21 protein-coding genes and 1 pseudogene are annotated in these 26,246 nt (G+C 68.2%); 10 read left to right on the top strand and 12 right to left on the bottom strand.

Translation table 11 applies throughout. The features are described 5' to 3' along the window. The first annotated feature begins 7 nt into the window (after positions 1-7). From MJ777_RS13805 to MJ777_RS13795, 3 genes are all read left to right on the top strand, one after another. Positions 8-256 carry an acyl-CoA carboxylase subunit epsilon gene (locus MJ777_RS13805; protein WP_239310770.1) on the top strand — a complete coding sequence of 83 codons (249 nt, stop codon included), beginning with the start codon at positions 8-10 and terminating at the stop codon, positions 254-256. Positions 257-560: 304 nt separating this feature from the next. Continuing rightward, complete coding sequence (locus MJ777_RS13800; RefSeq protein ID WP_239376631.1) at positions 561-2,330, top strand: biotin carboxylase N-terminal domain-containing protein; 1,770 nt, start codon at positions 561-563, stop codon at positions 2,328-2,330. 146 nt (positions 2,331-2,476) lie between these two features. Next, complete coding sequence (locus MJ777_RS13795) at positions 2,477-2,896, top strand: DUF5313 family protein (protein ID WP_239376630.1); 420 nt, start codon at positions 2,477-2,479, stop codon at positions 2,894-2,896. A 295-nt stretch (positions 2,897-3,191) separates the two neighbouring features. Here the strand turns inward: MJ777_RS13795 and MJ777_RS13790 are convergent, their stop codons facing one another. Then, a complete protein-coding gene (locus tag MJ777_RS13790) occupies positions 3,192-4,634 on the bottom strand; it encodes an NAD(P)H-quinone dehydrogenase (protein WP_239376629.1) in 1,443 nt (480 codons plus the stop codon). 236 nt (positions 4,635-4,870) lie between these two features. Between MJ777_RS13790 and MJ777_RS13785 the strand changes: the two genes are divergently transcribed. After that, entirely contained in the window at positions 4,871-5,311 is a 441-nt protein-coding gene (locus MJ777_RS13785) for a gamma-glutamylcyclotransferase (RefSeq protein ID WP_239311394.1), read from the top strand. Positions 5,312-5,392: 81 nt separating this feature from the next. Here MJ777_RS13785 and MJ777_RS13780 read toward each other — a convergent pair whose 3' ends face one another. Then, the gene (locus tag MJ777_RS13780) at positions 5,393-5,824 is read right to left on the bottom strand and encodes a MarR family winged helix-turn-helix transcriptional regulator (protein WP_239311395.1); all 432 of its coding nucleotides are present in this window, start codon (positions 5,822-5,824) and stop codon (positions 5,393-5,395) included. Positions 5,825-6,013: 189 nt separating this feature from the next. Between MJ777_RS13780 and MJ777_RS13775 the strand changes: the two genes are divergently transcribed. Next, on the top strand, positions 6,014-8,182 hold the full coding sequence (locus MJ777_RS13775; RefSeq protein ID WP_239376628.1) for an MMPL family transporter: 2,169 nt from the start codon (positions 6,014-6,016) through the stop codon (positions 8,180-8,182). A gap of 90 nt (positions 8,183-8,272) precedes the next feature. Here the strand turns inward: MJ777_RS13775 and MJ777_RS13770 are convergent, their stop codons facing one another. The 4 genes from MJ777_RS13770 to MJ777_RS13755 all read right to left on the bottom strand — a co-directional run bounded on the left by MJ777_RS13770 (position 8,273) and on the right by MJ777_RS13755 (position 13,430). Then, entirely contained in the window at positions 8,273-9,559 is a 1,287-nt protein-coding gene (locus MJ777_RS13770) for an amidohydrolase (RefSeq protein WP_239376627.1), read from the bottom strand. Between the two features lie 127 nt (positions 9,560-9,686). Next, entirely contained in the window at positions 9,687-10,829 is a 1,143-nt protein-coding gene (locus MJ777_RS13765; RefSeq protein ID WP_239311398.1) for a glutamate--cysteine ligase, read from the bottom strand. Between the two features lie 312 nt (positions 10,830-11,141). Then, entirely contained in the window at positions 11,142-12,881 is a 1,740-nt protein-coding gene (gene aspS / locus MJ777_RS13760) for an aspartate--tRNA ligase (protein ID WP_239376626.1), read from the bottom strand. A gap of 150 nt (positions 12,882-13,031) precedes the next feature. After that, positions 13,032-13,430 (bottom strand): hypothetical protein, encoded by a 399-nt coding sequence (locus MJ777_RS13755; RefSeq protein WP_239376625.1) that lies wholly within the window; start codon positions 13,428-13,430, stop codon positions 13,032-13,034. 210 nt (positions 13,431-13,640) lie between these two features. Between MJ777_RS13755 and MJ777_RS13750 the strand changes: the two genes are divergently transcribed. Beyond that, entirely contained in the window at positions 13,641-14,822 is a 1,182-nt protein-coding gene (locus MJ777_RS13750) for a Fic family protein (RefSeq protein WP_239376624.1), read from the top strand. Between the two features lie 222 nt (positions 14,823-15,044). On the opposite strand, the gene MJ777_RS13745 is transcribed toward MJ777_RS13750, so the two are convergent. Then, complete coding sequence (locus MJ777_RS13745) at positions 15,045-16,625, bottom strand: methylmalonyl-CoA mutase family protein (RefSeq protein ID WP_239345893.1); 1,581 nt, start codon at positions 16,623-16,625, stop codon at positions 15,045-15,047. 234 nt (positions 16,626-16,859) lie between these two features. Between MJ777_RS13745 and MJ777_RS13740 the strand changes: the two genes are divergently transcribed. Then, positions 16,860-17,684, top strand: coding sequence for a purine-nucleoside phosphorylase (locus MJ777_RS13740; RefSeq protein WP_239310514.1), 825 nt, complete (start codon positions 16,860-16,862; stop codon positions 17,682-17,684). Between the two features lie 117 nt (positions 17,685-17,801). Here the strand turns inward: MJ777_RS13740 and upp are convergent, their stop codons facing one another. Continuing rightward, positions 17,802-18,425, bottom strand: a complete 624-nt coding sequence (upp, locus tag MJ777_RS13735) for a uracil phosphoribosyltransferase (protein WP_239345891.1) — start codon at positions 18,423-18,425, stop codon at positions 17,802-17,804. Positions 18,426-18,571: 146 nt separating this feature from the next. Between upp and MJ777_RS13730 the strand changes: the two are divergent. Continuing rightward, positions 18,572-18,688 (top strand): annotated as a pseudogene (locus tag MJ777_RS13730) (2-deoxyribose-5-phosphate aldolase); the annotation flags it as partial. 66 nt (positions 18,689-18,754) lie between these two features. On the opposite strand, the gene MJ777_RS13725 reads toward MJ777_RS13730, so the two are convergent. From MJ777_RS13725 to MJ777_RS13710, 4 genes are all read right to left on the bottom strand, one after another. Continuing rightward, the gene (locus MJ777_RS13725) at positions 18,755-19,282 is read right to left on the bottom strand and encodes a hypothetical protein (protein ID WP_239310499.1); all 528 of its coding nucleotides are present in this window, start codon (positions 19,280-19,282) and stop codon (positions 18,755-18,757) included. A gap of 120 nt (positions 19,283-19,402) precedes the next feature. Beyond that, a complete protein-coding gene (locus tag MJ777_RS13720) occupies positions 19,403-20,059 on the bottom strand; it encodes a DNA-3-methyladenine glycosylase I (protein ID WP_370651608.1) in 657 nt (218 codons plus the stop codon). Continuing rightward, complete coding sequence (locus MJ777_RS13715; RefSeq protein ID WP_239376634.1) at positions 20,052-21,140, bottom strand: adenosine deaminase; 1,089 nt, start codon at positions 21,138-21,140, stop codon at positions 20,052-20,054. Before MJ777_RS13715 ends, MJ777_RS13720 begins: the two co-directional genes overlap by 8 nt. Before the next feature lie 238 nt (positions 21,141-21,378). Next, entirely contained in the window at positions 21,379-21,846 is a 468-nt protein-coding gene (locus tag MJ777_RS13710; RefSeq protein WP_239310500.1) for a cytidine deaminase, read from the bottom strand. Between the two features lie 253 nt (positions 21,847-22,099). Between MJ777_RS13710 and MJ777_RS13705 the strand changes: the two genes are divergently transcribed. Continuing rightward, positions 22,100-24,013 (top strand): hypothetical protein, encoded by a 1,914-nt coding sequence (locus tag MJ777_RS13705; RefSeq protein WP_239376623.1) that lies wholly within the window; start codon positions 22,100-22,102, stop codon positions 24,011-24,013. 320 nt (positions 24,014-24,333) lie between these two features. Continuing rightward, the gene (locus MJ777_RS13700; protein ID WP_239376622.1) at positions 24,334-26,136 is read left to right on the top strand and encodes a serine/threonine-protein kinase; all 1,803 of its coding nucleotides are present in this window, start codon (positions 24,334-24,336) and stop codon (positions 26,134-26,136) included. Positions 26,137-26,246 lie beyond the last annotated feature (110 nt).

Genomic DNA, 26,246 nt, shown 5'->3' with positions numbered 1-26,246 from the left:
ACGTCAGGTGGATACCAGCGGCGACAGCCACACCCGTCCGTATCTGCGGGTGGTGTCGGCGAACGCGTCCGCCGAGGAGATTGCCGCGGTGGTCGCGGTGCTCCGCCTGCGGGCGGCGGCCTCACCGCCCGGCCCGACGGCGCCGTCGGGCTGGACCGACCGGGCCGCGGCGCTCCGCCAGACCGTACGTTCCGGCCCGGACGCGTGGCGGCAGACCGGTTTCGTCCAGGGCGTCCGCACCCGAGCCGACTGGTAACCCGCGGAGGTTCCGGCAGCAGGGCGTTCGGCCAGACAGCGGCGTCCGGGTGGATGGATCGCGAAGCCGCGGAGAGATACGCCGGAGGTATCGCGCGTCGACCGACGAGCCAGGGCACCCATGCATCGCGCGGCAATGGACGGGCAGCGATGAGGCGAGGCGCCGCCCGGACGCCGCGAGCCGGCCAGGTCCTGTTGCCGGCGCCGCTAAGAACTAAGAACGCCTACTGCCGACAACAGATGTGAGGTCCCCGGCCTCCGCGGGACATTAGGACTCAGCCACGCTGAACGAGGACGGGAGAAACGTGCGTAAGATCCTCATCGCCAACCGGGGAGAAATCGCTGTCCGGGTCATCCGCGCGTGCCGGGACGCCGGGTACGCAAGCGTCGCGGTGTACGCCGAGCCCGATATCGATGCCCTCCATGTCCGCATCGCGGACGAAGCGTACGCCCTCTCGGGCAACACACCGGGCGACTCCTATCTTCGAATAGACAAGATTCTCGATCTCTGCCGGGCAAGTGACGCCGACGCCGTCCACCCCGGCTACGGCTTCCTGTCGGAGAACGCCGACTTCGCCGAGGCGGTCATCGCCGCGGGCATGACCTGGATCGGGCCGCCGCCCGAGGCCATCCGGCGCTTGGGTGACAAGACCGCGGCCCGGCACATCGCCCTTGCCGTGGGGGCGCCGCTCGCCCCCGGCACCGCCGATCCCGTTGGCGGCATCGAGGAGGTCCTGGCCTTCGCGGATCAGTACGGGCTGCCGGTCGCCATCAAGGCAGCCTTCGGCGGTGGCGGGCGTGGGCTCAAGGTCGCGTGGAACAGCGACGAGCTGCCTGAGCTCTTCGAAAGCGCGGTCCGCGAGGCCACCGCCGCGTTCGGCCGGGGTGAGTGCTTCGTCGAGCGCTACCTGGACCAGCCCCGCCACGTCGAGACCCAGATCCTCGCGGACACCCACGGCACAGTCGTCGTCGTCGGCACCCGGGACTGCTCGTTGCAGCGGCGCTACCAGAAACTCGTCGAGGAGGCCCCGGCGCCGTTCCTCACCGAGGAGCAGCGCACGTCGCTTTATCAGGCCTCTCGGGCCATCTGCCGGGAGGCCGGCTACGTGGGCGCGGGCACGGTCGAGTTCCTCGTCGCCCGAGACGGGATGATCAGCTTCCTCGAAGTCAACACCCGCCTGCAGGTCGAGCATCCCGTCACCGAGGAGACCAGCGGCATCGACCTCGTTCGTGCGCAGTTCCGCATCGCCGAGGGTGAGGCACTCGACCCGACCGACCCGGCCCCCCGGGGGCACTCGATCGAGTTCCGTATCAACGGCGAGGATCCCGGGCGTAACTTCCTGCCGGCCCCGGGCACGGTCACCCGGTTTGTCGCGCCCACCGGGCCGGGTGTGCGGGTCGACACCGGTGTCGAGTCCGGCACCGTTATCGGCGGCGCCTTCGACTCGCTGCTCGCCAAGCTGATCGTCACTGGCGCGAGCCGGACCGAGGCGCTGGAACGCGCCCGCCGCGCGCTGGCCGAGATGGCCGTCGACGGTATGGCCACGGTGCTGCCGTTCCACCGGGCTGTCGTACGGGATCCGGCTTTCGCGCCGGGGGACGCGACCGAACCGTTCCGAGTGCACAACCGCTGGATCGAGACCGAGTTCGACAACACGATCCCGGTCTTCACCGGCGGCGCGGACGCCGAAACCGCGCCGGTGGAGCGAGAGTCGGTGGTGGTGGAGGTCGGCGGCCGGCGTCTTGAGGTTGTCCTGCCCGCTGGCCTCGGATCGGCGGCCGCTCCGGCGGCCGGTCGCGCGGCTCCGCCCCGGAGACGCTCCGGCGCGAAAGCAACGAAGGCCGTTGCTGGGAACGCACTGACCAGCCCCATGCAGGGCACCATTGTCAAGATTGCTGTCAGTGACGGCGACACCGTCGAAGCCGGTGATCTTATCGTCGTCCTGGAGGCGATGAAGATGGAACAACCGATCACCGCGCATCGGGCGGGTGCCGTGGCCGGGCTCACCGCGACCGTCGGTGCCGTCGTCTCCAGTGGCGCCGTCCTCTGCGAGATCACAAGCGACCGACAATAGGGGTGTGGATCAAGGAAAGGGGCTGGGGCACCTGCCCCAGCCCCGCGACGCCGCACCCCCTGCTGCCGGTTGCCCCAGGGACTGATCCCGGCCGCTTCCCGGCCGGCTGACAGACTCCCGGGAAACCTGTCCGTAGGCTGGCGAGTGTGGCAGCAGGCATGGAAGCGGGCATGGAAGAGGGCCGGGTTCCCGGGGACGGGTCGGTGGACCCAGGCGGCAAGCGGCCGGTGTCACCCGAGCGACCGCCCTTTGCCGGGCTGGTGTATTACCTGGTGGGCGGAACGCTGCCCCCGCGGTACACGCTATGGGTGTCGCACGATCTGACAGGTCCGCGGTGGCGGGTCCGGCAGGCTTCCCGCCCGCCGTTGGTTATGCTGCCATTCGCGATCATGTTCGCGCTGCTACCCGGGCGGCTGGAGGTCCGGCTCACCATCTCGATCTTCCTGCTCGTCGCGACGGTGGGACTCGGATTCGCCACCGCTGGCCACTTCCGCAACCGGCGCCTCGTCCAGCACGGTCTCGCACCGGTCCTCCCGCCCGAGGAAGACGACGGCATCGACCTTTAGAGCGCCCGGCAATAGGGGACGCGGCGTCGCGGGGCCAGGGCACGCACCTCACCGCGTTGTCGTCAGTCGCCACCCAACACCAGGGTGGCTCCCTCCGCCGCCTCGCGATGCACGCACCCCAGCCCCGCTCCTTGATCCACGCCCCTATTGCCGGGCGCTCTTAGAGCGTGTTTGAGATCGGGCTTTCGATCAGTGAGCCGCGTCCAGGCGGCTCCTGGCCGCGTCACCGCGGCGGCTTTGGGCCACCAGGGCTTGCTCGGTCGACCGTCATGCGTGTTGATCGACCGAGCAAGCCCTAGAAACTGGCGAACAGGTCCCGGGGCATGGCGATCCGCGCGGCTTCGGACAACGACCCGGAGACCGATGGGTAGATCGCAAACGTGTGGGCAACCTGGTCGACGGTCAGGCCGTTGGCGACCGCCAGCGACACCGGGAAGATCAGTTCTGACGCCCGGGGCGCTACGACAACCCCACCCAGAACGCTGCCGCTGCCAGGCCGACAGAACAGCTTGACGAAACCGTCCGTGACGGCCTCCATCTTCGCCCGCGGGTTCCGGGCAAGCGGGAGGATCGTCGTATGCGCCGCGACCGCGCCTGACTCGATCATCCGTTGGGAGATGCCGACGGTCGCGATCTCCGGCTCGGTGAAGATGTTCGACGACACGGTACCCAGCCGCAGTGGGGTGACCGCCTCACCGAGCGCGTGCCACATGGCGATCCTGCCCTGCATGGCGGCGACGGACGCCAGCGGCAGCACCCCGGTACAGTCACCAGCGGCGTAGACCCCCGGCACCGATGTCCTCGACATCCGGTCGACCTCGATATGGCCGGTCGTGTTCAGGCGTATCCCGACGTCGGTCAGACCGATCTCCGATGTGCGCGGCACCGAACCGACGGCCATCAGGACGTGGCTGCCACTGATGATCCTGCCGTCCTCGAGCTCGACCTCCACACCGTCGGCGACCCGGCGGGTCGCTGCCGCCCGGGAGCAGCCCAGCACCGTGACGCCCCTGCGCCCGAACACATCCTCCAGGACCCGGGCCGCGTCGGGATCCTCCCCGGGCAGCACTCGGTCGCGGGAGGAGATGAGTGTCACCTGCGCACCGAGCGCCCGGTAGGCGCTGGCGAACTCGGCGCCGGTGACGCCGGAACCGACCACGATCAGATGTTCGGGCAGCCTGTCGAGGTCGTAGAGATGGCGCCAGGTGAGAATTCTCTCACCGTCAGGTATCGCGGTCGGCACGATCCGCGGCGACGCACCGGTGGCGATCAACATGATGTCGCCGAAGAACGCCTCACCAGAATCGATCTCGACGACATGCGGACCGACCAGCCGCCCGCGGGCGCGCACAACCCGGACGGCCTCTTTTTCCAGTCGGGTCTCGATGTCACGGGACTGCGCCTGGGCAAGCCCCCGTACCCGGGCGTAGACCCGCTCGATGTCCACACCAGCACCGGCAGGCAGCTCACAACCGGGTGCCGCCATGGCATCCCAGCCCGCTTCCGGCAGCACGAAACCGCCGTCTCGCAGCCGGACACCGAGCGAGGGCGCCGCGGCCAGGGCCGTCATCGCCGCCGATGTGGCGATCAGGGCCTTCGATGGAACACAGTCAGTAAGGACGCAGGCACCGCCCATCCCATCCGCATCGATGAGTGTGACAAATGCCCCCAGCTCAGCTCCGACAAGGGCCGCCTCGTACCCACCGGGCCCCCCTCCAAGGATGACAATTCGCGGCACGTGCGCGCTCCCTTCCGTGGGCGGCGTTCCCACCAGCTATCTTGCCTCCTGCCGCGCGCCATACCACTGGGATCGGACCGACTTTCGTACAATCAGGGAAAGGTAACCCGCCGGCCCGGTGCGTCAGCACAGTCGGGGAGAACGTGGGTACGGTAGGCGCCAGTGGAGATCCTTGAGATACGCCGTCACCCCGGCCGCGATGGCCGCGACGAAAGAGCCCGCGAGAGGCGTACGCCATGACCATGTACGCCGCCTACGGCAGCAACCTCGATCCGGCCCAGATGAAGGAACGTGCACCACACGCTCCGGTCATCGGGACCGGCTGGATACACGGCTGGAGACTCACCTTCGGTGGCGAGGACGTCGGCTGGGAAGGCGCGCTCGCCACTATCGTCGAGTCCCCCGGCTCCCATGTCTACGTGATGCTCTACGACATCGACCGGCGTGATCTGCGGCAGCTCGACGTGTGGGAGGGCGCCGACGCAGGCCTCTACACCCGCATCCGCGTGCGCGTTTCCACCCTGGACGGCGACGCGCTTGCCTGGGCGTACGTCCTGGACGCCTACGAAGGCGGGCTGCCGTCCAAACGGTACGTATCGATCATGGCCGACGCGGCGGAGCGAGCCGGTGCTCCGGCCGACTACGTCGCCCAGCTACGCATGCGCCCAACCGCGTAAGAGCGCCCAGCGGCAAGTGCGTGGAGCAAGGAGCGAGGCTGGGGAGCGATGGCGTGAGGGGCCCCGGGCTCGCCCCGTCGCCTACGAGTTGTCGATCGGAGCGGAGCGCAACGCCGGTTCCTGCTGCTGGACAGTCTGCCCACGCGCGGCCAGCTCGTCGCTCAGCAGCCCGAGGATGCGCACGAGGTCGGCCTGATCTTGCGCGGACAGCACATCGAACAGCGTCGAAGCGCGTTCGACGTGTTCGCGACCGACCCTGTCCACGACGCGTTCACCCTTGCTTGTCAGGGTGATGAGCGTCGCCCGGCGATCCCGCGGATGGCGGGCGCGGCGGACCAGGCCTTCGTGCTCAAGGGTGTCGACAAGCCCGGTGATGGCCCGAGCTGTCGTTCCGAGATCATCAACAAGATCACGCATGATGGGCGGATGCGGATGGTGTCGCAAAGCCGACAGCAGCCGCACACCAGCCGGACTCACACCATCGAGACCGACAGTGGCCTGAAGATAGCGCACCCAGGCTGGCCCAAAACGAACAAAAGCATAAAAAACACGCTCGCGCAGAGGGCGCTCCGGTTCACTACTGTGAGCTACATATTGGTTACCCATGAGACAAACCGTTACTGGTTTCACAATCACTGGTGGTACTGTTACCTGCGTCAACATGCGTGAGCACAGATCACCTTAACTAGTGGGGAGACCCCGATGTCGGCGCTCGCACGTTGGTGCCTCCGGCACCGTCGTCTTGTGATCCTTTTCTGGATCATCGCCTTCCTGGTCGGCGGCGCGACAGCCGGCACCACCACCAAACGGCTGACCTTCGACTTCTCCCTGCCCGGCCAGCCCGGCTTCGAGACCTCCCAGAAGATACTCGCGACCTACCACACCGAGGGTCAGGGAGCGCCGGACATCCTGGTGCTGGCCGCGAAGCCCGGCGACAAGGTCGACGACCAACAGGCGGCGGACGTCTTCGCCGCGGTCGAACACGACGTGCCCGGCGTGCGGGTTGTCGGGAAGGCCGCGACCGGCGACAACGTCTTCACCACCGTCGACGGGCGAGCCCAGTTCGCCTACGTCTTCTACCCACCGCAGACCAGCTTCGCGTCCGCGACCCTGGACAAGCTGAAGACGTCAATCGCCGCCCACACACCGGCATCGCTGACCGGGACCGTCACCGGCATAGAGGAACTCCAGACCAACGGCGGCTCCAGCGGTGGGCCGGGGGTACTGGTCGAGACCCTGCTCGCCGGTGTCGGCGCCCTGGCGATCCTCGCGTTCGTCTTCGCCTCCATGCTCGCGCTGGTGCCGCTGCTCGTCGCGGCGGTGTCGATCACGTCGACCTTCCTGATCCTGCTGGGGCTGACCGTCTTCGCGGACGTGTCGTTCCTGGTGCAGTTCCTCGTCTCCCTGATCGGCCTCGGCGTCGCCATCGACTACTCGCTGCTGATCGTCACCCGGTGGCGCGAGGAACGTGCCCACGGCCGGGAGAACCACGACGCGATCGTGGCCTCGATGGAGTCGGCGGGCCACGCCGTGCTGTTCAGCGGTCTCACCGTCGCGATCGGCCTGGTCGCCCTGGTCGTCATCCCGGTGCCCTTCCTGCGCTCCATCGGCTACGGCGGGATGCTCATCCCGGTGGTCAGCGTGGCGGTCACCACCACGCTGCTGCCCGCTCTGCTCGGTGGCATCGGCCCGCGGGTCGACTGGCCGCGGATCCGGCACGAGAACACCGCGAGCCGGTTCTGGACCAGGTGGGCATCGCTGGTCGTGCGCCGCCGCTGGATCGCCGCCGGCGTCGGACTCGCCATCCTTACCGCCCTGATCATTCCGTTCTTCGGGGTCCAGATCGGCACGGCGCAGTCCTCGTCGCTGACGAAGACCGGGCCCGCCTACGAGGCGCTGAAAGTCCTTGAGGACGGCGGTGCGCCGACAGGCATCCTCACCCCGGCCGAGATTCTGGTCGACACGTCGGCGTCCGCCGACGTGGTGCAGCGCGTGCGCGCGGTGGACGGCGTGGCCACCGCGACGGCCCCGACCGGCCCGGCGTCGAACCGGGCCGGCACGTCGATCGTCCTCGCCGTGCCGAACAACGAGACCGCGGGCGGCAGCAGCACCGACCCGATCCGGCGGATGCGGTCCGCCCTGGACAACGTGCCCGGGTTCATCGGTCTGACCGGGATAGGCGCCCTGCAGCTGGACTACATCCATGCTGTCTACGGGGCGTTCCCGCTGGCGCTCGGCCTGATAGTCCTGATCACCTACATCCTGCTCGTACGTGCTTTCCGTTCGCTCCTGCTGCCGCTCAAGGCGGTGTTGTTCAACCTCATATCGCTGGGGGCGACGGGCGGCGCCGTGGTGCTCTTCTGGCAGCACGGGTACGGCTCGGAGGCGATCTACGGCATCAAGGCCACCGGCTCCGTCACCTTCTGGCTGCCTCTGATGATCTTCGCCTTCCTGTTCGGCCTGTCCATGGACTACGAGGTGTTCATCCTCGCCCGCATCCGGGAGGAGTACGACGCCAGTGGTGACACCAACGCCGCCGTCATCGAAGGAGTCGGCCGTACCGGGCGGCTTGTGACCTCGGCCGCGCTGATCCTCTTCCTGTCGTTCCTGTCGCTGTCAAGCGGACCGCAGACCGACATCAAACTGTTCGCGACGGCGCTCGGCTTCGGCATCCTGCTGGACGCCACCGTTGTCCGGATGCTGCTGGTGCCGGCGCTGGTGTCGCTGTTCGGCGCGTGGAACTGGTACCTGCCGGACTGGATGGCGAAACTGCTGCGGGTGCGCGAGTCCCACGCCCACAGCGGTTCGAGTATTCCGGCCGCCGCGAGCCCACAGCCAGGCCGAGGTGCCGAGGTGCCGAGTTCCCGATAAGCCGATAAGCCATGTGTCCCGGGTTGGGTTGATTGTTGCTGGGCGGCCCAGCCCGGGATCTTGTTCTGGTAGATCAGCACGCTGGTTTCGTCAGCACGACGCGCTGGCCCGCTCCAGCCCACGCAGAGCGGACGCGGCAAGGAACCGGACGCCCGTCCCGATCGCGGCCTCGTCCACGTCGAAGGTGCCCTGATGCAGGTCGTAGGTGTGCCCGCCGGGGGAACGGGTACCAAGACGAGCAAGCGCGCCGGGGACATGGTCGAGGTACCAGGCGAAGTCCTCACCACCGAGGGACTGCATGATCGGTATCTCCGCGCCTGGCGCAAGCACGCGCTGTAGCGCTGTCCGGAACACCTCGATGATTTCGGCACTGTTCACCACCGGAGGTACCCCGCGCCGGTAATCGAGGGCGAGGCTCGCCCCGTAAGGGGCGACGATCTGTTCGGCGAGCCGGCGCACGAGCGTGGGCACGTCCTCCCAGGTGTCCCGGGACAGCGTGCGAACCGTCCCGGCGATACTGCCCGCCCGCGGGATCGCGTTGGCCACAGTGCCAGCCTCGATGTGCCCCCACACCAGCGACAGTGAAGAGCGTGGATCCACCAGGCGGGACAACGCCGCGGGCAGTTCCACCGCCAGCCTGGACAACGCGTAGATCAGGTCAACCGTGTTCTGCGGACGTGACGTGTGACCGCCAGGGCCGCCGAGGGTGATCCTGACCGAGTCGGCGGCCGAGGTGACAGGACCAACGCGCAGGCCGATGCTCCCGACGTCCAGGGACGGGTCGCAGTGCACCGTCATGGCGGCGGACACCGGCTTGAGCACACCGGCGTCGATCACGTCCAGCGCACCGCCCGGCATGGTCTCCTCGGCCGGCTGGAACACGAGCCGGACCGTTCCCGTGAGCGGACTGACACGGGCGAACTCGGCGAGCGCCAGCCCCGCCCCCAGCACGACAGCCGTGTGGACGTCGTGGCCGCAGGCATGGCAGACACCGGGAACGGTCGAACGGTAGGGCACCTCTTTCACGTCCAGCAGCGGTAGCGCATCGATGTCGGCACGCACCATGACCATGGGTACGTCAGGCCGGTCCAGGCTGGCGGCCGGCCCCGCGGCGTCGGCCGTGGCCGTGGCCGTGGCCGTGGCCGTGGACGCCGCATCCCGACAGACCGGGCCGATGTCACACCACAGGCCTGTCCCAGCCGGCAGCAGGTGCGGAGTCAACCCGGCAGCTGACAGCCGAGCCGCGATCGCGCGAGTTGTCCGATGTTCCTGTCTACCCAGTTCCGGATGGGCATGAAGGTCACGCCTGAACGCGACAAGCTCGCCTTCATGCTGATTCAGCCAGGCGGCGACCGCGTCAGCCGCGCTCGCTGTCATGCCGGCCGCCCGGACTGCGCCCACTGCCCACACGCATATCGTGCGCCCGCCCGAAAGACCTGATCAGGGCGGATATTCCTGTACAGCAAGGGCCTGGCCCCACCTCTCCACCAGCGCCGGCCCGGATTCACGGCACGGGCCGGCGAAACTCCATCTCCTGAAGCAGGGTATCCACCACGGCGGTCAGATCCCCATCAGCCCGCCTCGCCGCCGTCCGCTGTCGCTCGCTGCTCGAACCGACATCCACAATGTGCAGGACGTCAGCCAGTTCGCCAGGACACGCCAGCCGGCGCGCCACCGGCAGGAGATCCTCCACCAGGTCAACGAGGTCGTCGCGGACGCTGCGCGTCGTACCTCGCTCATCCACCATGATCTCGGCGTCAAGGCCATAGCGGGCCGCCCGCCATTTGTTCTCCTGGACAACCCATCGATGTGGTGTCGGCAACGTGTAGCCCCGGTCGAGCTGAACGTTCATCCGGTCGACAAGACACTGCGTCAGAGCGGCGACCGCCCCGACCTCCAGCAGTGTCGGCAAGCCGTCACAGACACGCAGCTCCACCGTGCCGAAGTTCGGGTGGGGACGGACATCCCACCACACCTCGCGGATGCTCTCGGCCGCGCCAGCCGACGCCATCGTGCCCATGAACCGCTCGAACTGCCCCCAGTCGGAAAGCAGCTGTGGCAGACCCGCTGTGGGCAGGAGCTCGAACAATTTCGAACGCGTCGATGCCAGTCCCGTGTCCGCGCCCAGCCAGAACGGTGAGGATGCGGACAGCGCGAGAAAGTGTGGGATATAGGCGGCGAGCGCGTTCACGATGGGGATCGCCTTTTCCGGTGAACGGACCCCGACGTGCACATGCACGCCGAAGACCAGCAAACGCCGCACGACCCACTGCATACGGTCCACCAGCGAGAAGTAGCGGGGGTCGGGACTGAGCCGCTGCGTGTCATAGTGGGTGAGCGGATGGGTCCCGCTGCACGTCAGCGCGAGCCCCCGCGATTCGGCCAGATCTTCCAGGAAACAGACGGTTGCCAGGAGGTCGCTGGTGGCCTCGGACACCGTGTCACAGATACCGGTAACGACCTCGATGGTCGACTCGAACAGCTCGTACTTGGCCCGTGGCTCGGCATCCCGGCCAATTTTGTTCTGGTACTCGTCGAGAATGCTGGTCGCCGCCCCGCGAAGGTGACGGGTGTCGCGGTCGACCAGCTGCAACTCCCACTCGATGCCGAGACTGGACGTCGGCGACGACGAGAACGGTATCCGCATTCCCTGGCCTCCCGCTGCATCCGGCTGCCGCGTCCCGTCCCCGAACCGCGCTCCCCGCCCGCCGGGCCTGCACCAGCCGACACCGTGACTGAGACGGATGCGTCGGTCATACCCGCGGGGCAACGCGCAACGCCCAACGCGCGAGACTGCCGACAAGGCACGCAAAAAGATCAACTCGGTGCACACTTCTCGCGCTGCCGGAGAGCCGCGGGACGCTGGAACAGGACGCGCTAACCGAGTAACCGTAAGTCCCAGCGCCACGGTCCGGAGGCTTTCGCCATGAATCGTGCGCATAATTTGCGCACGGCGCGCCTACGCCGAGGGCAGTACCCGGATGCCCAGCTCACGCAGTTGGCGCGGCTCGATCTCGGTGGGGGCACCCGTCATCGGATCAAGACCGGACTGGGTCTTCGGGAAGGCGATGACCTCGCGGATGTTGTCCTCACCCGCCAGGATCGCCACCAGCCGGTCGATTCCCACGGCGAACCCGCCGTGGGGCGGCGCGCCGAAGGAGAACGGCGTGAGGAAGAAGCCGAAGCGGCGGTCAGCCTCGGCCGCGGAGATCCCGAGCGCGGCAAAGATCCGCTGTTGCAGCTCGGGCTCATGGATCCGGATCGAGCCCGAGCCCAGCTCCCAGCCATTGAGGACCAAGTCGTAGGCGCGGCTGCGCACTGCCAGCGGCTCTGTTTCGATCTTGTCGACATCATCGGGATGCGGGCGGGTGAACGGATGATGGCCGGGCTTGGGACGTCCGGTCTGCGCGTCGATCCCCACGAACAGCGGGAAGTCGACGACCCAGACATAGCGGAACCCGCCCTCGCCGACGGCCGGGCGCCCGAGATCGTTGCGCAGCTGGCCGAGCACCTCACACACTATCGCCCACTCGTCCGCGACGAGCAGGAGAAGATCACCGGTCTCACCGCCGGTCGCCTTCACGATCCCGGCGAGCTCGGCGGCGGACAGGAACTTCGCCACCGGGGACTCCAGCGTCCCGTCCGCGCCGACCCGCATCCACACCAGGCCCTTGGCCCCGAGCTTCTTGGCCCGCTCGGTCAGGGCGTCCAACGCCTTGCGGTTGTGCGTGGCCGAACCGCCGGGTACGCGGATGCCCTTCACCGCGGGTGCCCCGGCGAACGCCTGGAACCCGCTCGCCGTGAAGATCCCGGTCAGCTCCACAAGTTCCATGCCGAAACGCAGATCGGGTTTGTCCACCCCGAACCGGTCCATGGCGTCGTGCCAGGTGATCCGCTCGATCGGCGGCTGCGCGGCGCCGGTGACCGCCTCGGTCGCGGCCAGCACCGCGGCTGAGATCACCTCCAGCACGTCATCCTGGTCGACGAAGCTCATCTCCAGGTCAAGCTGGGTGAACTCGTACTGCCTGTCGGCCCGCAGGTCCTCGTCGCGCAGGCACCGGGCGAACTGGAAGTACCGGTCGGTGCCGCCGACCATCAGCAGCTGCTTGAACAGCTGCGGGGACTGCGGCAGCGCGTAGAAGCTCCCCGGCGTCTGCCGGGACGGCACCACGAACTCCCGGGCGCCTTCTGGCGTGGACGGCATCAACAACGGCGTCTCGACCTCGACGAAGTCGCGTGGTGCCAGCGCGGAACGCAGCGCGGCCAGTACCGCCGAACGGGTCCGCAGGTTGCGCTGCATGCGTTCACGGCGCAGGTCAAGATAACGATAGGCGAGCCGGGTCGACTCGTCGACCGAGCCGGCACGGTCATCGATCGGGAACGGCGGCGGTGCCGCCGGGGCAAGCACCGTGACCGCGCAGTCGCGCAGCTCGACCTCGCCGGTACCGAGGTTCGGGTTGACCGTCCCCTCAGGCCGGGCGGTCACCGTGCCAGTGATGCGCAGGACGTACTCCGAGCGGGCATCGACGGACCCGTCCACCACGCACTGCACCTGGCCGGAGTGGTCCCGGAGATCGACGAACATCAACGACTGGCCGTGCTGGCGGCGGTGAGCCACCCAGCCGCACACCGTGACCGTCTCACCGATGTGCCCCGTGCGCAGCGCACCGCACAGGTGTGACCGCATCGCCGTCTTCATCGACCCGTCCGTCCCGCTTCCCTCGGCCCGTTCCCTCGGCCCGCGTCCCACATCGCGGGACGTGCCTGACCCGACCGACCTTACCGGCCGGGATCGCGGTGACCGATCGGATATTGCCGCGCGCCCGGCGTCACCCGATCCGGATCCGGCCTAACGAGGGCGGCGCAGGGCACGGATGAAACGGGAGAGCTCGGAGCGCAGGCTGGCCGGCACCCGCAGCACCTGCCGGCCGGCCGGGGTCGTCAGGTCCACCATGATCAGATCTCCGTGCTTACGCCCCTGGGACGCCGAGAGCACCCGCCGGTCGAAGGCGACATCGAAGTAGTCGCCTTCGCGCGGGAAGGGCGCGACGACCAGCAGCCGCCGGGTGGTGAGCAGGATCCAGCGGGACGTCCCCAGGCGGTGGCCGATAAACCGCTCGGCCCGCGCCGTCAGCACCCCCGGGCCGGATGGGGCGGTGAGCCGGCCGCGCAGCACGACCTCGGTGAACTCCCCCGGCTCCAGCGGAACCTCCGGCGGCCCGACCGCCCGCACCGGTCTCAGACGCATGCCTCCCAGCCTCCCACCGAACCGGTCGAAAGGTGCGCAATCATGCTCTCCGCACGCCCGGGGACCCGATGCCGCGCACCGGAGCGTCCCGCGCGGGGCCGCCCGGTCATAGCTCGGCGCCAGTGATACTTACCTACCACTGGCGCGTCCTTGTGATACCAAACAGCCCTGTAGGTATCACAAGGACGCCGGGACGGTAGGTCAGTACCAGTGCGACGCGACTCCTTCGCTCCTGAGCAGTCGGGCTACATTGTCCGGGCCGAACGCGACTACCTCGCCTTCCTCCCGCCACCGTTGCCGCCCGCGCTCGACTTCGACCGGCCCCTGATCGGCCTGCTCTCCGAGGCCGACCGCGCGCTGGGCGAACTTGCCGGCGCCGGCCGGACGTTGCCGAACCCACGGCTGCTGGCCCGCGCCCTCGTCCGCCGGGAAGCCGTGCTGTCCAGCCGGATCGAGGGCACCCAGGCGTCCGTGTCGGATCTGGTCCTGTTCGAGGCGGACCGACCGACCCACGATGAAGACGACGACGTCCGGGAGGTGTTCAACTACGTGACAGCGGTCGAACACGTCCTCGACCCGAACCGCCGGCTCCCCCTGAGCGTGTCGCTGCTACGGGAGGCACATGCCGTCCTGCTGAGCGGCGTCCGCGGCAACTACGCCACTCCTGGTGACGTTCGGCGAAGCCAGAACTGGATCGGGCCGCCCGGTTGCACCCTCGACGACGCAACCTACGTTCCGCCGCCCCCCGAGCGGTTGTGGGAATGCCTGGACTCGTTCGAGAAACATCTGCATGCTGACCACGACCTGCCACCGCTCATCACAATTGCGTGCACGCACTACCAGTTCGAGGCGATCCACCCGTTTCTCGACGGCAACGGCCGCGTCGGCAGGCTCCTCGTCGTCCTGCTGTTGGCCGAATGGGGGCTGCTGAACGCCCCGCTGCTGGACATCTCGGCCTGGATCGAACCGCGGCGCGATGAGTACTATGCCCGCCTGCTGCGGGTCTCCACCCATGGAGACTGGCCCGGCTGGGTGGGTTTCTTCCTTCGGGGTGTCGCCGAACAGGCCCGGGATGCAGTGCGGCGTTCCGCCACACTGCAGGCTCTGCGGGACGACTACCGCGCCCGGGTCGGTACCGCACGCTCGTCCGCGCTGTTGGCGGTACTGGTGGACGCCCTGTTCGAGATCCCGGCGCTGACCGTCAGCCGGGCTCGGCGCATCCTCGACGTGACGCACCGCTCCGCCAGCCTGAACGTCGCGAAACTGGTGGAAGCCGAAATCCTCACGGAGCTGCCCGGCCGTACCCGCAACCGTCTGTTCGTCGCGAACGGCATCCTCCAGGCGATCGATGGTCGCCCGGCCTCGTCCCCACAGCCCACGATGATCGAGTGATACTTACCTACCACTGGCGCGTCCTTGTGATACCAAACAGCCCTGTAGGTATCACAAGGACGCCGGGATGAGCCCCGGACCCCCGGCCGTCAGGGTTTCCCCGCGCCCACAACCGCCGGGATGCGGGGGGAAACCTGGCAAGGCCGAGGAGCCGCCGCATGCCCGGAGGGCCCGCAAGGCGACGAGAAACACCGCCAGGGTTTTCCCCCGCGCCCGGCGGGGCTAGAAGGCGTCGGCGGGGCGGTACACCCCCCAGACCGCCCGCAGGGCGTGGCAGGCCTCTCCGACGGTGGCGCGAGCGCGCAGGGCCTCCTTGAGCGGGTAAAGGACGTTCTCCGTTCCCTGCGCGGCGGCTTTCAGCGCGTCCAGACAGCGCGTCACCTCAGCGTTGTCGCGGTCGGCACGCAGTCTGGCCAGCCGGGCGGACTGGTCTGCCTCGATCGCCGGATCCACCCGCAGCGGCTCGTAGTGTTCTTCCTGCTCGGCACGGAACCGGTTGACGCCGACCACGGTGCGGGAGCCGTCCTCGATGCCCTTCATGACCGCGTACGCGGAGTTCTCGATCTCGCTCTTCTGGTAGCCCTGCTCGATCGCGGCGACCGCTCCCCCGCGCTTTTCGACCTGCTCCATCAGTTCACGGGCGGCGTTCTCGACCTCGTCGGTCAGCGCCTCGACCGCGTAGGAGCCGGCGAACGGGTCGACCGTAGCGGTGATGTCCGTCTCATAGGCGAGGACCTGCTGGGTGCGCAGCGCCAGCGTCGCGGCCTTGACCGTGGGCAGGGCGATGGCCTCGTCGTAGGAGTTCGTGTGCAGGCTCTGGGTACCGCCCAGTACGGCCGCGAGGCCCTGCACCGCGACCCGGACGAGGTTGACCTCGGGCTGCTGCGCGGTGAGCTGGACGCCAGCGGTCTGGGTGTGGAACCGCAACATCATCGACTTGGGGCTGGTCGCGCCGAAGGTGTTCTTCATCACGTCCGCCCAGATGCGCCGGGCGGCGCGGAACTTCGCCACCTCTTCCAGCAGGGTCGTGCGGGAGACGAAGAAGAACGACAGCCGCGGGGCGAACTCGTCGACCGCGAGCCCGGCCTCGATCGCCGCCCGGACGTAGGCGATGCCGTCGGCGAGGGTGAACGCGATCTCCTGCGCGGGGGTCGCCCCGGCCTCGGCCATGTGATAACCGGAAATCGAGATCGTGTTCCATTTGGGAATCTCGTTGCGGCAGTAGGCAAAGGTATCCGACACCAGCCGCAACGACGGTGCCGGCGGATAGATGTAGGTGCCGCGCGCTATGTATTCCTTGAGGACGTCATTCTGGATTGTCCCGGTAATCTTCGAACCGGGGACGCCCTGCTCCTCGGCGACGAGCTGGTACAGCAGCAGCAGTACCGACGCGGGCGCGTTGATCGTCATGGACGTGGAGACCTTGTCCAGCGGGATACCGGCGAAGAGCACCCGCATGTCCTCGATCGAGTCGATCGCCACACCGACCTTCCCGACCTCGCCATGCGCGATCGGCTCGTCGGAGTCGAAGCCCATCTGGGTGGGCAGATCGAAGGCGACGGAAAGCCCGCCGGTGCCAGCGGCGACAAGCGAGTGGTAGCGCTCGTTGGATTCCCTGGCGGTGCCGAAGCCCGCATACTGCCGCATCGTCCACGGCTTGCCGGTATACATGGTCGGGTAGACGCCCCGCGTGAACGGGTACTCACCGGGGGCGCCGAGACGCGCCGGTAGATCCCCAGAAAAATCAGACGCGCCGTATACCGGCTTGATCGGTTGACCGGACTCCGACAGACGCTCGCTCATGGCCAGATGGTATGGAAAGCCGGCCCCCAGGCGCGCGCCCCACGGCCGCCACGCGCGCCGCTCCCACGGCACACCGATCAGCCCACCGAGCGGCACCTCACTCAGCACGGCAAATCATAGCGAACAGCGTTCATGGCAATGAATCGGACTATTAGTACCACATACACATGAAAGCGGACAAAAAAACATTTTTCAAAGTTCTTCATGACGATACGCAACGACTACAGTCGGCGTATGTGCCCCACCATCCCCGTGCCGAACACACGGCCGCCCGATGCCGCGGCCGCGGCCGCGCGCCTGGCGGAGATCACTGGAATCAAGCGTCATGACGTCGCCGTGGTTCTCGGCTCCGGGTGGCTGCCCGCGGCAGACGTGCTGGCCGCGGCCGGAACCGTGACCGGCGAGACAGCTGTCACCGAGCTCGGTGGCTTCCCGCCGCCACGGGCCCCCGGCCACAGTGGCCGGGTCCGTTCGGTCACCCTCGGCGGACGTCACCTGCTGCTTTTCCTGGGGCGGATCCACGCCTACGAGGGCCACGGCATGTCCGTAACCACCCATGGCGTCCGGACGGCCTGCGCGGCCGGCGTGAGCACGATCGTGCTCACAAACGCCTCGGGCGGGCTCCGGGAGGACTACAGCGTCGGCCAGCCCGTACTGATCGCCGACCACATCAACCTCACCGGACGCAGCCCCCTGGTTGGCCCCCGGTTCGTCGATCTTACCGACGCCTACGCTCCGCACTTGCGCGACCTGGCCCGTACCGTCGACCCCACGCTCACCGAAGGGGTGTATGCCGGGTTGCCCGGCCCGCATTTCGAGACCCCGGCCGAGATCCGGATGCTACGGACGCTCGGCGCGGACCTGGTCGGCATGTCGACCGTCCACGAAACGATCGCGGCACGGGCTGAGGGCGCCGATGTGCTGGCGCTGTCCCTGGTGACCAACCTCGCCGCGGGGATGACCGGCGGGCCGCTCAGCCATCTTGATGTGCTGGCCGCCGGCACCGCCGCCGCCGAGCGGGTGGGTTCCCTGCTCGCGGCGGTCATCACGAGGCTCTGAACGGCCCGGCGACCGTGCTCGGCCGGCTCGACGAGCTCGTCCGCCGGTTCGGCCTGTACGCCACCGCTGATATCGGCCAATGCGCACCATGCCGGTCAGACCTCGCCGGAATACCGATCAGACCGCACCGAACTGACGATCACCAGCGTCCCCGAGACCGGGGACGATGAAGGCGTCGTCGTTTAGCCGCTCATCGATGCTCGCGGTCACCACCCGCGCGTCGAGACCGCTCGCGTCCAGCGCGGCAAGGCCCTCGGGAGCCACCAGCGCGCAGACGAGAATCATGCCGGTGGCGCCGCGGTCGGCCAACAGCCGCAGGCAGTGCAGCGCTGACCCGCCAGTGGCGAGCATCGGGTCCAGCAACAGCACCGGGTATCCGGCCAGGTTCTCCGGCAGCGACTCCAGGTAGGCATGCGGCTGGAAGGTCTTCTCGTCCCGGGCGAGACCGATGAACCCCGTCTGCGCCTCGGGCAGCAGGCCGAGCGCGGCCTCCAGCATGCCCAGACCCGCCCGCAGCACCGGTATGACGATCGGCGCCGTGGCAAGCGTGCCACCGCCGGTGGAGGCGAGCGGGGTGGCAACCGTGTACCCGACGGTCATCAGCTCCCGGGCAGCCTCGTAGATCAACATCGTTGCGAGTTCCCGCAGCGCCGCCCGGAACACCGGCGGTTCGGTGCTCCTGTCACGCAACACCGTCAACCGCGCCGTCACCAGTGGATGTTCGACAACGTCGACGCGCACGATCCGTTCACCTCCCGCACAGTGCTATGGCCCCCGCTCGCATCCGCCCGCAATGATGGAACGCATGACCAGCATCCCCTCCGGAGCGAGCCGGCCAGCCGGATCCCGCGGATCCGGCGGATCCACGCCTGGTTCCCTGCTGCCGCATCAAGGCAAGCGGCGGCATCCGCACCGCTGACCAGGGACTCGCGCTCGTCGAGGCCGGCGCCACCAGGCTCGGCATGTCCGCCACCCGGGACGTTCCCGCCGCCGTCTCCGAATAGCCGCCGCCCGCGTGACCCAGCCCGTCAGGTGTCCAGCCCGGCTTTCAGGTGTCCTGGCCGAGTTTTTCAGGTGCCCTGGCCGCGTCTGCGGGTTGACATCGCCTTGTTGGCCACGCTGAGAAACTTCTCGTTCGCCGCGGTCAGCTCCGCCGACTCCGTGCTGGCCTGGGTCACCCAGGCGTCGTAGGTGTCGCCGGCCCGATAGCCTCGCAGCACGTCTGTCAGCCGCTGCATACTCTCGATGGCCTCGTCAAAGTGCCGCGCGACGGCCGAGGCCGGGCCGAACCTGACGCACAGCCGTCCATAGGCCGTGCGGGCCGCCTCGTTCGCCTCATTGCGGCACCGAAGATAGTCCCTTGCCTCATCGTCGTTATCCATAATTCCCCGGGACCACAGGCTGATACAATACGTGGTGGTCCGCTGGGATCTCGTCAACTGCTCAGCCGCGAAATCGAGTGTGTCACGGCATTCCTTTCCGATGGCGAGCCGATGCGACCGCCGCGACTCCAGCCGGCCCGCCAACGCCATGATTCCCGGAGCGCCTATGCCGGTGACGACAACGCTGACAATCGCAAGTACCGCTACGTCCGACATGATCGGCTATGGTAGCGGAACGGACTGAGCCGCCAGCGGTACACGATCGAGCGGAAACCGGCCTGATCCGGGTCCACGTCCGCGGGCCCAGCTGGTACCAGCGCCGGAGCAGCCTGTCCGCTACCTGTTCACGCAGGCAGCAAGATGATCGTTAACCAGGCCACACGCCTGCATCAGGGCATAGCCTGTCGTCGGGCCGACAAAGGTGATGCCACGGGCTTTCAGCGCCTTGGCCAGCGCTACCGACTCGGGCGTGGACGTGGGCAGATCGGCGATCACCACCGGTACCGCCGCGACCGCGGGACGAAATGACCAGACCAGTTCACCTAATGGCATGCCCAGCGCCAGGACCGCGTTGGCATTGGCAATCGTCGCGAGAATCTTCCGTCGGTTGCGGATGATTCCTGTGTCCCCCGCCAGCCGTTCGACATCGGCCGGGCCGAAAGCGGCGACAACCGCCGGGTCAAATCCCGCGAACGCCCTGCGGAAAGCCTCCCGCCTGCGCAGGACGGTCAGCCAGGAAAGGCCCGACTGGAATGCTTCGAGGCTGAGGCGCTCAAAGAGACCGACGGTGTCGTGGACCGGTTTCCCCCATTCCTCGTCATGGTAGGCGATGTACTCGGGCGTGGACAGCGCCCAGGGGCAGCGCGGACAGCCGTCCGGCCCGGCCGCGACACCGGTAAGCACACGGCCGCGGCGCCCAGCGGCTGTGGCAGCGGCTGTGGCCGGCACAGCACCGGCCGGCACAGCACCGGCATCAGCCGATCGGCTACCCACCGGAGCACAACCGCTCGAAGCCGGGCTTGATCACATTGTTGATGATGGCGAGACGCTGATCAAAGGGGATGAAGGCCGATTTCATCGCGTTGACCGTCAGCCATGACAGGTCCGGCCAGCCGTAGCCGAAGGTGTCGACCAGCCTGGCGAACTCGCTCGACAGCGTCACCCCGCTCATCAACCGGTTGTCGGTGTTGACCGTCACCCGGAAGTGGAGCCTGCGCAGCAGACCGATGGGGTGCTCGGCGATACTAGCGCACGCTCCCGTGTCGACATTGGACGTAGGGCACATCTCCAGCGGCACCCGGACGTCACGGACGTAGTTGGCAAGCCGTCCGAGGGTAATGTCGCCATCCGGCTTGACGGTGATATCATCCATGATCCGAACACCGTGACCGAGGCGGTCGGCGTTGCACCACTGCAGCGCCTCCCAGATCGAGGGCAGCCCGAACGCCTCACCGGCGTGGATCGTGTAGTGCCCGTTAGCCCGCTGCATGTACTGGAAGGCATCCAGATGGCGGGTGGGCGGGAAGCCGGCCTCCGCGCCGGCGATGTCGAAACCGACGACGCCCCGGTCCCGCCATCGGACCGCGGCTTCAGCGATCTCCAGCGATCGCGCCGCGTGGCGCATGGCGGTGACCAGCGCGCGGATCGTCAGCCCGGTCCCCTCCGAGCCGGCGCGCAGGCCGTCCAGGACCGCCTCGATCACCGCGTCGAGCGCAAGCCCACGCTCGACGTGCAGCTCCGGAGCAAACCGGATCTCAGCGTAGACGACGCCGTCGGCGGCGAGGTCTTCGGCGCACTCACGAGCCACCCGAGCGAGCGCGTCCGCGGTCTGCATGACCCCGACGGTATGGCTGAACGTCTCCAGATAGCGCACGAGTGATCCGCTGTGGGCGCCGCCACGAAACCAGGTCGCGAGCTTGTCCACCGCCAGGGTAGGCAGTGCGCCGTAACCGGCCGCGTCGGCGAGCTCGACGATGGTCGCGGGACGGAGCCCGCCGTCGAGATGGTCATGCAGCAGCACCTTGGGTGCCCGGCGGATGGCGTTCAAGGAGGGTGGCGGGGCGGGCACGTTCATCGCCCGACCGTACGGCAGGCGTGCGACGGCGGCCTGACCGCCACCGCGCGCCACCCGCTCCACCCACCCTGACCAGGCTCCCCGCTTCCCGCGCCACCCCCACGGATGGGCGCATGTCCTACCGGTGGACGCGGGCCCCGCCGTCCATCCGCGCAGGAACGGATCAACTAGCCCACAGCGCCGTCGGGCAGCCGGCCACCGTCTCGTTTCGCCCTGATGAGATCGATGACATGGAACGTCATGGCCACCGTCCGTTGCGCGGCGGTCCGCCGGGCCCGCCGGGCGGCAGGTCGGCGGGCCCGAACGCTTCCGGCAAAAGATCGTGAAGTGAACGCGGACCCCCGGCCAGAGCTATCTGGAGATCCGGGCCCCCATGTTCGTACAGAAGTTGGCGACACCGCCCGCAGGGTGCGAGCGGGACACCCGCGGCATCCACACAGGCGACCGCGACAAGCCGTCCACCCCCCGAGGAACACAGCGCTCCGACAAGGCTGCATTCAGCGCAGAGAGTAAGCCCGAAGGAGGCGTTCTCCACGTTGCACCCAACGACCAGACGGCCGTCGTCGACCACGGCGGCGGCCCCGACGCGCAGGCGAGAGTACGGGGCGTACGCGCGGGCCGCGACCCGCATCGCCGCGCCCCGAAGGCGCTCCCAGTCGACAACGCCCGCCGCCGGCAGGGGTCCGCCGCCGCTCGGCTCGACCATATGGACGCCTCTCCGTAGCCGCTCACAGCCGGTACCCGTTGCTCGTATGCCGCTGATCATAATCGGGATACTGACGCGGGCCCGGACGAACGGGCAGGCAACAGGCAGCCCGTCGGCTTGAGCGACGATCCTGGCCCGGTTAGGCAAGGATGTGACTCAGCGCAGGGCGGCTTCAACGCGCGCCGCACCCGTCCGGCGCGGTGGGGCGCGGTGCACCACGACGATTTCCCGCTGGCAGCCGGTGGAGGACTGAATGGAAAAGCGGTCCGCCGAGCTGGCCGCGCCCGGGACCGGGCACACCGTTGCGTCATCGACCGGCGCTCAGCGCACGCCCGCCACGCCGCGACGGGAATCACCGCCCACCGGGACCACCGACGGCGTGTCGCGCCCCGGACCGGCGGCTGTGCGGTCGTGGTTCCCTCGGGCCGCTGACGGCTCGGCGCGGCCGGGGTGGCGGCAACGCATGGGAGGGCGGCTGCCAGTTGCCGCAAGCTATCTTCTGCTGGCCTTCGGGCTCACCGGCAGGGTCTGGTCCGAGCCCACCCGGAACATAATCGCGGGTAATCCGAACGACACCGGTCTGTACTGTTGGTGGCTCGCGCATACCGCGCACGCGGTCACCAGCCTGTCGAACCCGTTCATCACGCACCTGGCAAACGCGCCGGAGGGAATAAACGCGCTCTGGAACACATCCGTCCTGGCGCCCGGCCTGCTACTGACTCCGCTGACCATCGCCGCCGGCCCGGTGGCATCCTACAACGTGCTGATCGTGCTGGCCTTCTCGCTGTCAGCCCTGGGCGCCCAGCTATTCGCGCGCAAGCTCGGCGTGGGGGCGGTGGCAGCCTACGTGGGTGGCTACGTGTACGGTTTTTCCCCGGCGCTGGTAGCGGCCGGCACCGGCCATCTGAGCCTGGTTTTCGCACCGGCCATCCCGCTGCTGCTCTGCCTGATCACCGATGTCATCCAGCGGACGGGACGCCCGTTGCGAAAAGGCATCCTGCTGGGCACGGGCGCTGGCCTGCAACTGTTGACCGGCGAAGAGGTGTTGTTCATAACCGCGGTGACGGCTATACTCGGGCTCACCTTTCTGATGTTGAGCCGGCCAGGATTCTACCGCCACTCCGGTGACTCCGTGCGCATTTTTCTGATTGCTTTACCATCTTTTCTCGTACTGACTTCCATCCCTTTGGGAATTCAGTTTCTTGGTTCTCCGCGAAGCCACGGAAGCCCGTTTCTCACTAATTTCTACAAGAGCGATCTGACGGGTCTCTACGTTCCTTCGTCACGGCAGTTACTGGCATCGGCCACGCAGGTCAGACGGGCCGCGTCCTTTCAGGGCGGCGCACCGGAGTACATGAGCTACCTCGGCTGGCCCCTGCTTATCCTCTGTCTTTCCGCAACCGTCCTCGGCTTCCGTGACCTCAGACTACGCATAGCCGGGCTCACCGGCCTGGCCCTCGCGGTCCTGACGCTGGGCAGCACGCTGCTCGTCAATGGCGTCGAGACTGGCCTGCTATTACCGTGGAACCTGGTCGCCCGTATTCCGGTCTTCGACGCCGCGCTACCCGACAGGTTTGCTCTCGGCACCGCGCTGATGGCGGGGCTCATCCTCGCCATCGTGCTGGATCTCCTGCCTTCCCGGCTCGGCTCCGGCGGCCCGGCCACAGCGGTCGTAGTCACCGCGGTATGCGTCCTGCCGCTGGTCCCACGGCCATACTCCGTCGAACGGTCGCCTGATGTTCCCTCGTTCTTCACCACCAACGCGCTCAAGGTTCTCCCCGCGAATTCGACCGTGCTGCTGCTGCCGTACCCGAGCGGGGTCCAGACCGCACCGCTTTTCTGGCAGACCGCGGCCCGTTTCCACTTCTCGATGCCCGGCGGCTATTTCATCGGCCCGGGTGACGACGGGCAGGCCTACATGGGTGGGCGAAGGCCGACCGCGACGGCACAACTATTGACCGACATCGGGTGGGGCCGGTCCGCGGGAGCCCCGGCTCTGACCCCAGCAAAGATCACACAGGCATGGGATGACTTCATCCGCCTCGGGGTGCGTGCTGTCGTACTCGGCCCGGCCCAGCATGCGCCGGAACTTCGCGACACGGTGACGTTTCTGGTGGGACGGCAACCGCGGTTCACAGCTGGCGTGTACGTCTGGCTGTTGCCGTGACACCAGCACCCGGGGCTCGTGCCCGCGGCTCGCGAACCGACCAGGTCATGGGCCCGGAACCGCCAGCGCCGGTATGGCCTGACGGACATGTGACGGCGCAACGGCCTGCGCCCTCAACGGCCCCGGGCCGTTCGGCGGGAACCGGGCGTCAGCCCACACTCTGGTGTGTGATGAAGTGGACCAAGCGATGACCACACGGACTTTGCGGCCACACGCACGGAAACCGAGGGCCACCGGCGCCGCGCTTCACCGATACAGCGCGGTACCCGCAAAGTCTGGCTTGGTCCGCGACGATGGGAACGAGGAGGTGAAACGGACGGATGTCGCTCGACCGCGATACGACGCCCGAGGCTGGCCATGCCTCGCGTCCGCCCCACCTCATCGGTGGTCGCTACCGGCTCGGCGATGAGCTCGGCCGTGGCGGCTTCGGGGTGGTCTATGCGGCCACGGACGAGCTGCTGCGGCGCGAGGTCGCCGTCAAGGAGATCCGCCTTCCGCCGTCGATCTCCGCGGATGAGCGGGCGGTCCTGCGCACGAGGGTACTTCGCGAAGCGCGTTCGGCCGGCCGCCTGCACCATCCGGGCCTCGTCTCGGTCTTCGACGTGCTTGATGCCGACGACTGCCCGTGGATCGTGATGGAGCTGGTGGACGGCCCGTCGCTGGCGGACATCATCCGTGAGTCCGGGCCGTTGCCCCGGGAACGGGTCGCCCGGATCGGCATCAGCCTCGGCTACGCCCTTGAGGCCGCGCACCGCAGCGGAATCGTCCATCGCGATGTGAAGCCCGCCAACGTACTGATCAGCGCTGACGGGCGGGCCCGGCTGACCGACTTCGGCATCGCGCTGTCCGCCGGAGACCCGACGCTGACTCGGACCGGCGTTCTTCTCGGCTCGCCCTCCTACATAGCTCCGGAGCGGGCTCGCGGCGGAACGGGCGGACCCGGCAGCGACATCTGGGCGCTCGGCGCGACGCTTTTCACCGCTGTGGAGGGCGGGCCGCCGTACGAGTCCGACAGCGCCATCGCGACGCTGACCGCAATCGTCGACGGACGGCGCCAGCCGTTCCGGCTCGCCGGTGCCCTTGCGCCGATCATCGACGACCTCATGGCGGCGAAGCCATCCGCACGCCCGTCCCTGCCGCGGGCCAGGCAACGTCTGCGGCAGGTCGGTGAACGCGAGTCCGCAAGGCGTCCGGTCAGCCCCCAGGCCCTCCGCCAGGAGCAGGACCAGGACCACGAGCAGGAACAGGACCACGAGCAGCACGAGATAGCGGCCACGGATACCGGCACGGCACCGGCCACGATCATGGCGATCCCGGTCCAGCCGGAAACGGCAACGGCCGGCGCGGCTGTGAACGCGGCCGCCCCGGCCGCTCCCGGCCCGATACCGACGGTGGCTCCCCGATCGGATGGCAAGCGGCTCCGGCTGCTCATCGCCATCATCGCCGCGACGCTCATCGTGGGCGCGGCCCTCACTTCGGCCGCGCTGCTCGGCCTGGGCTCAGGCGCGGACAACCCGACCGGCAGCGCCAATCCGGCGGCGGTGCTCAGCGGCACGGCCAAGACCCCGCTGAGGACGCCCGTGACGTCGGCTCCGGCCGCCACGAACGCGGCGCCACCAACCGGTGGCGCGGTGGTCAGTGATCCGGGGCTGGTGCCGACGGCCCCGACCCCGGTAACGCCGCCCGCGGGCTGGCAGTCCTACAGCGGACGCTCCGGCTGGTCGGTCGCCTACCCACCGGGCTGGGAGCAGCATCCAGCTGGTGGCACCGAACGAATCGACTTCATCAATCCGGATACCGGTGCCTACCTGCGGGTCGACACCGCGGCGCAGGCAAATCCATCCGCGTTGGCGGACTGGCAGGCACACGAAGGCGACCTGCGCGCGCGCCTGACGAACTACGAACGCGTGCGGATCACGCCGAGTGACGGCGGAGACGGCTCCATCCAGGCGGATTGGGAATTCCTCTACACCTCCGGCGGCAAAAGAGTTCATGTTCTCAATCGCGGAATTGTTCGTAACGGCCATGGCTACGCGCTGTACTGGTCCACGTCCGACGCCAGCTGGTCAGCCGATCTTCCGTTGATGTGGCGGCTTTTCTCGACGTTCCGGCCAGGCCCATGAGCGGTGACCAACGGACCGCGCTGGGCAAGGGTGGCCAGCGCATCCGGCGACGCGTCTGCGAGACTTAAGGGGATGTCCAGACCGACGCCGCCCGGAGACTCCTCGCGTCA

Source organism: Protofrankia sp. Cj5 (assembly GCF_917627405.1).
Lineage (GTDB): Bacteria > Actinomycetota > Actinomycetes > Frankiales > Frankiaceae > Protofrankia.
The sequence above is the reverse complement of the archived record's forward strand: the minus strand, read 5'-3'. Positions and strand labels throughout refer to the sequence as shown.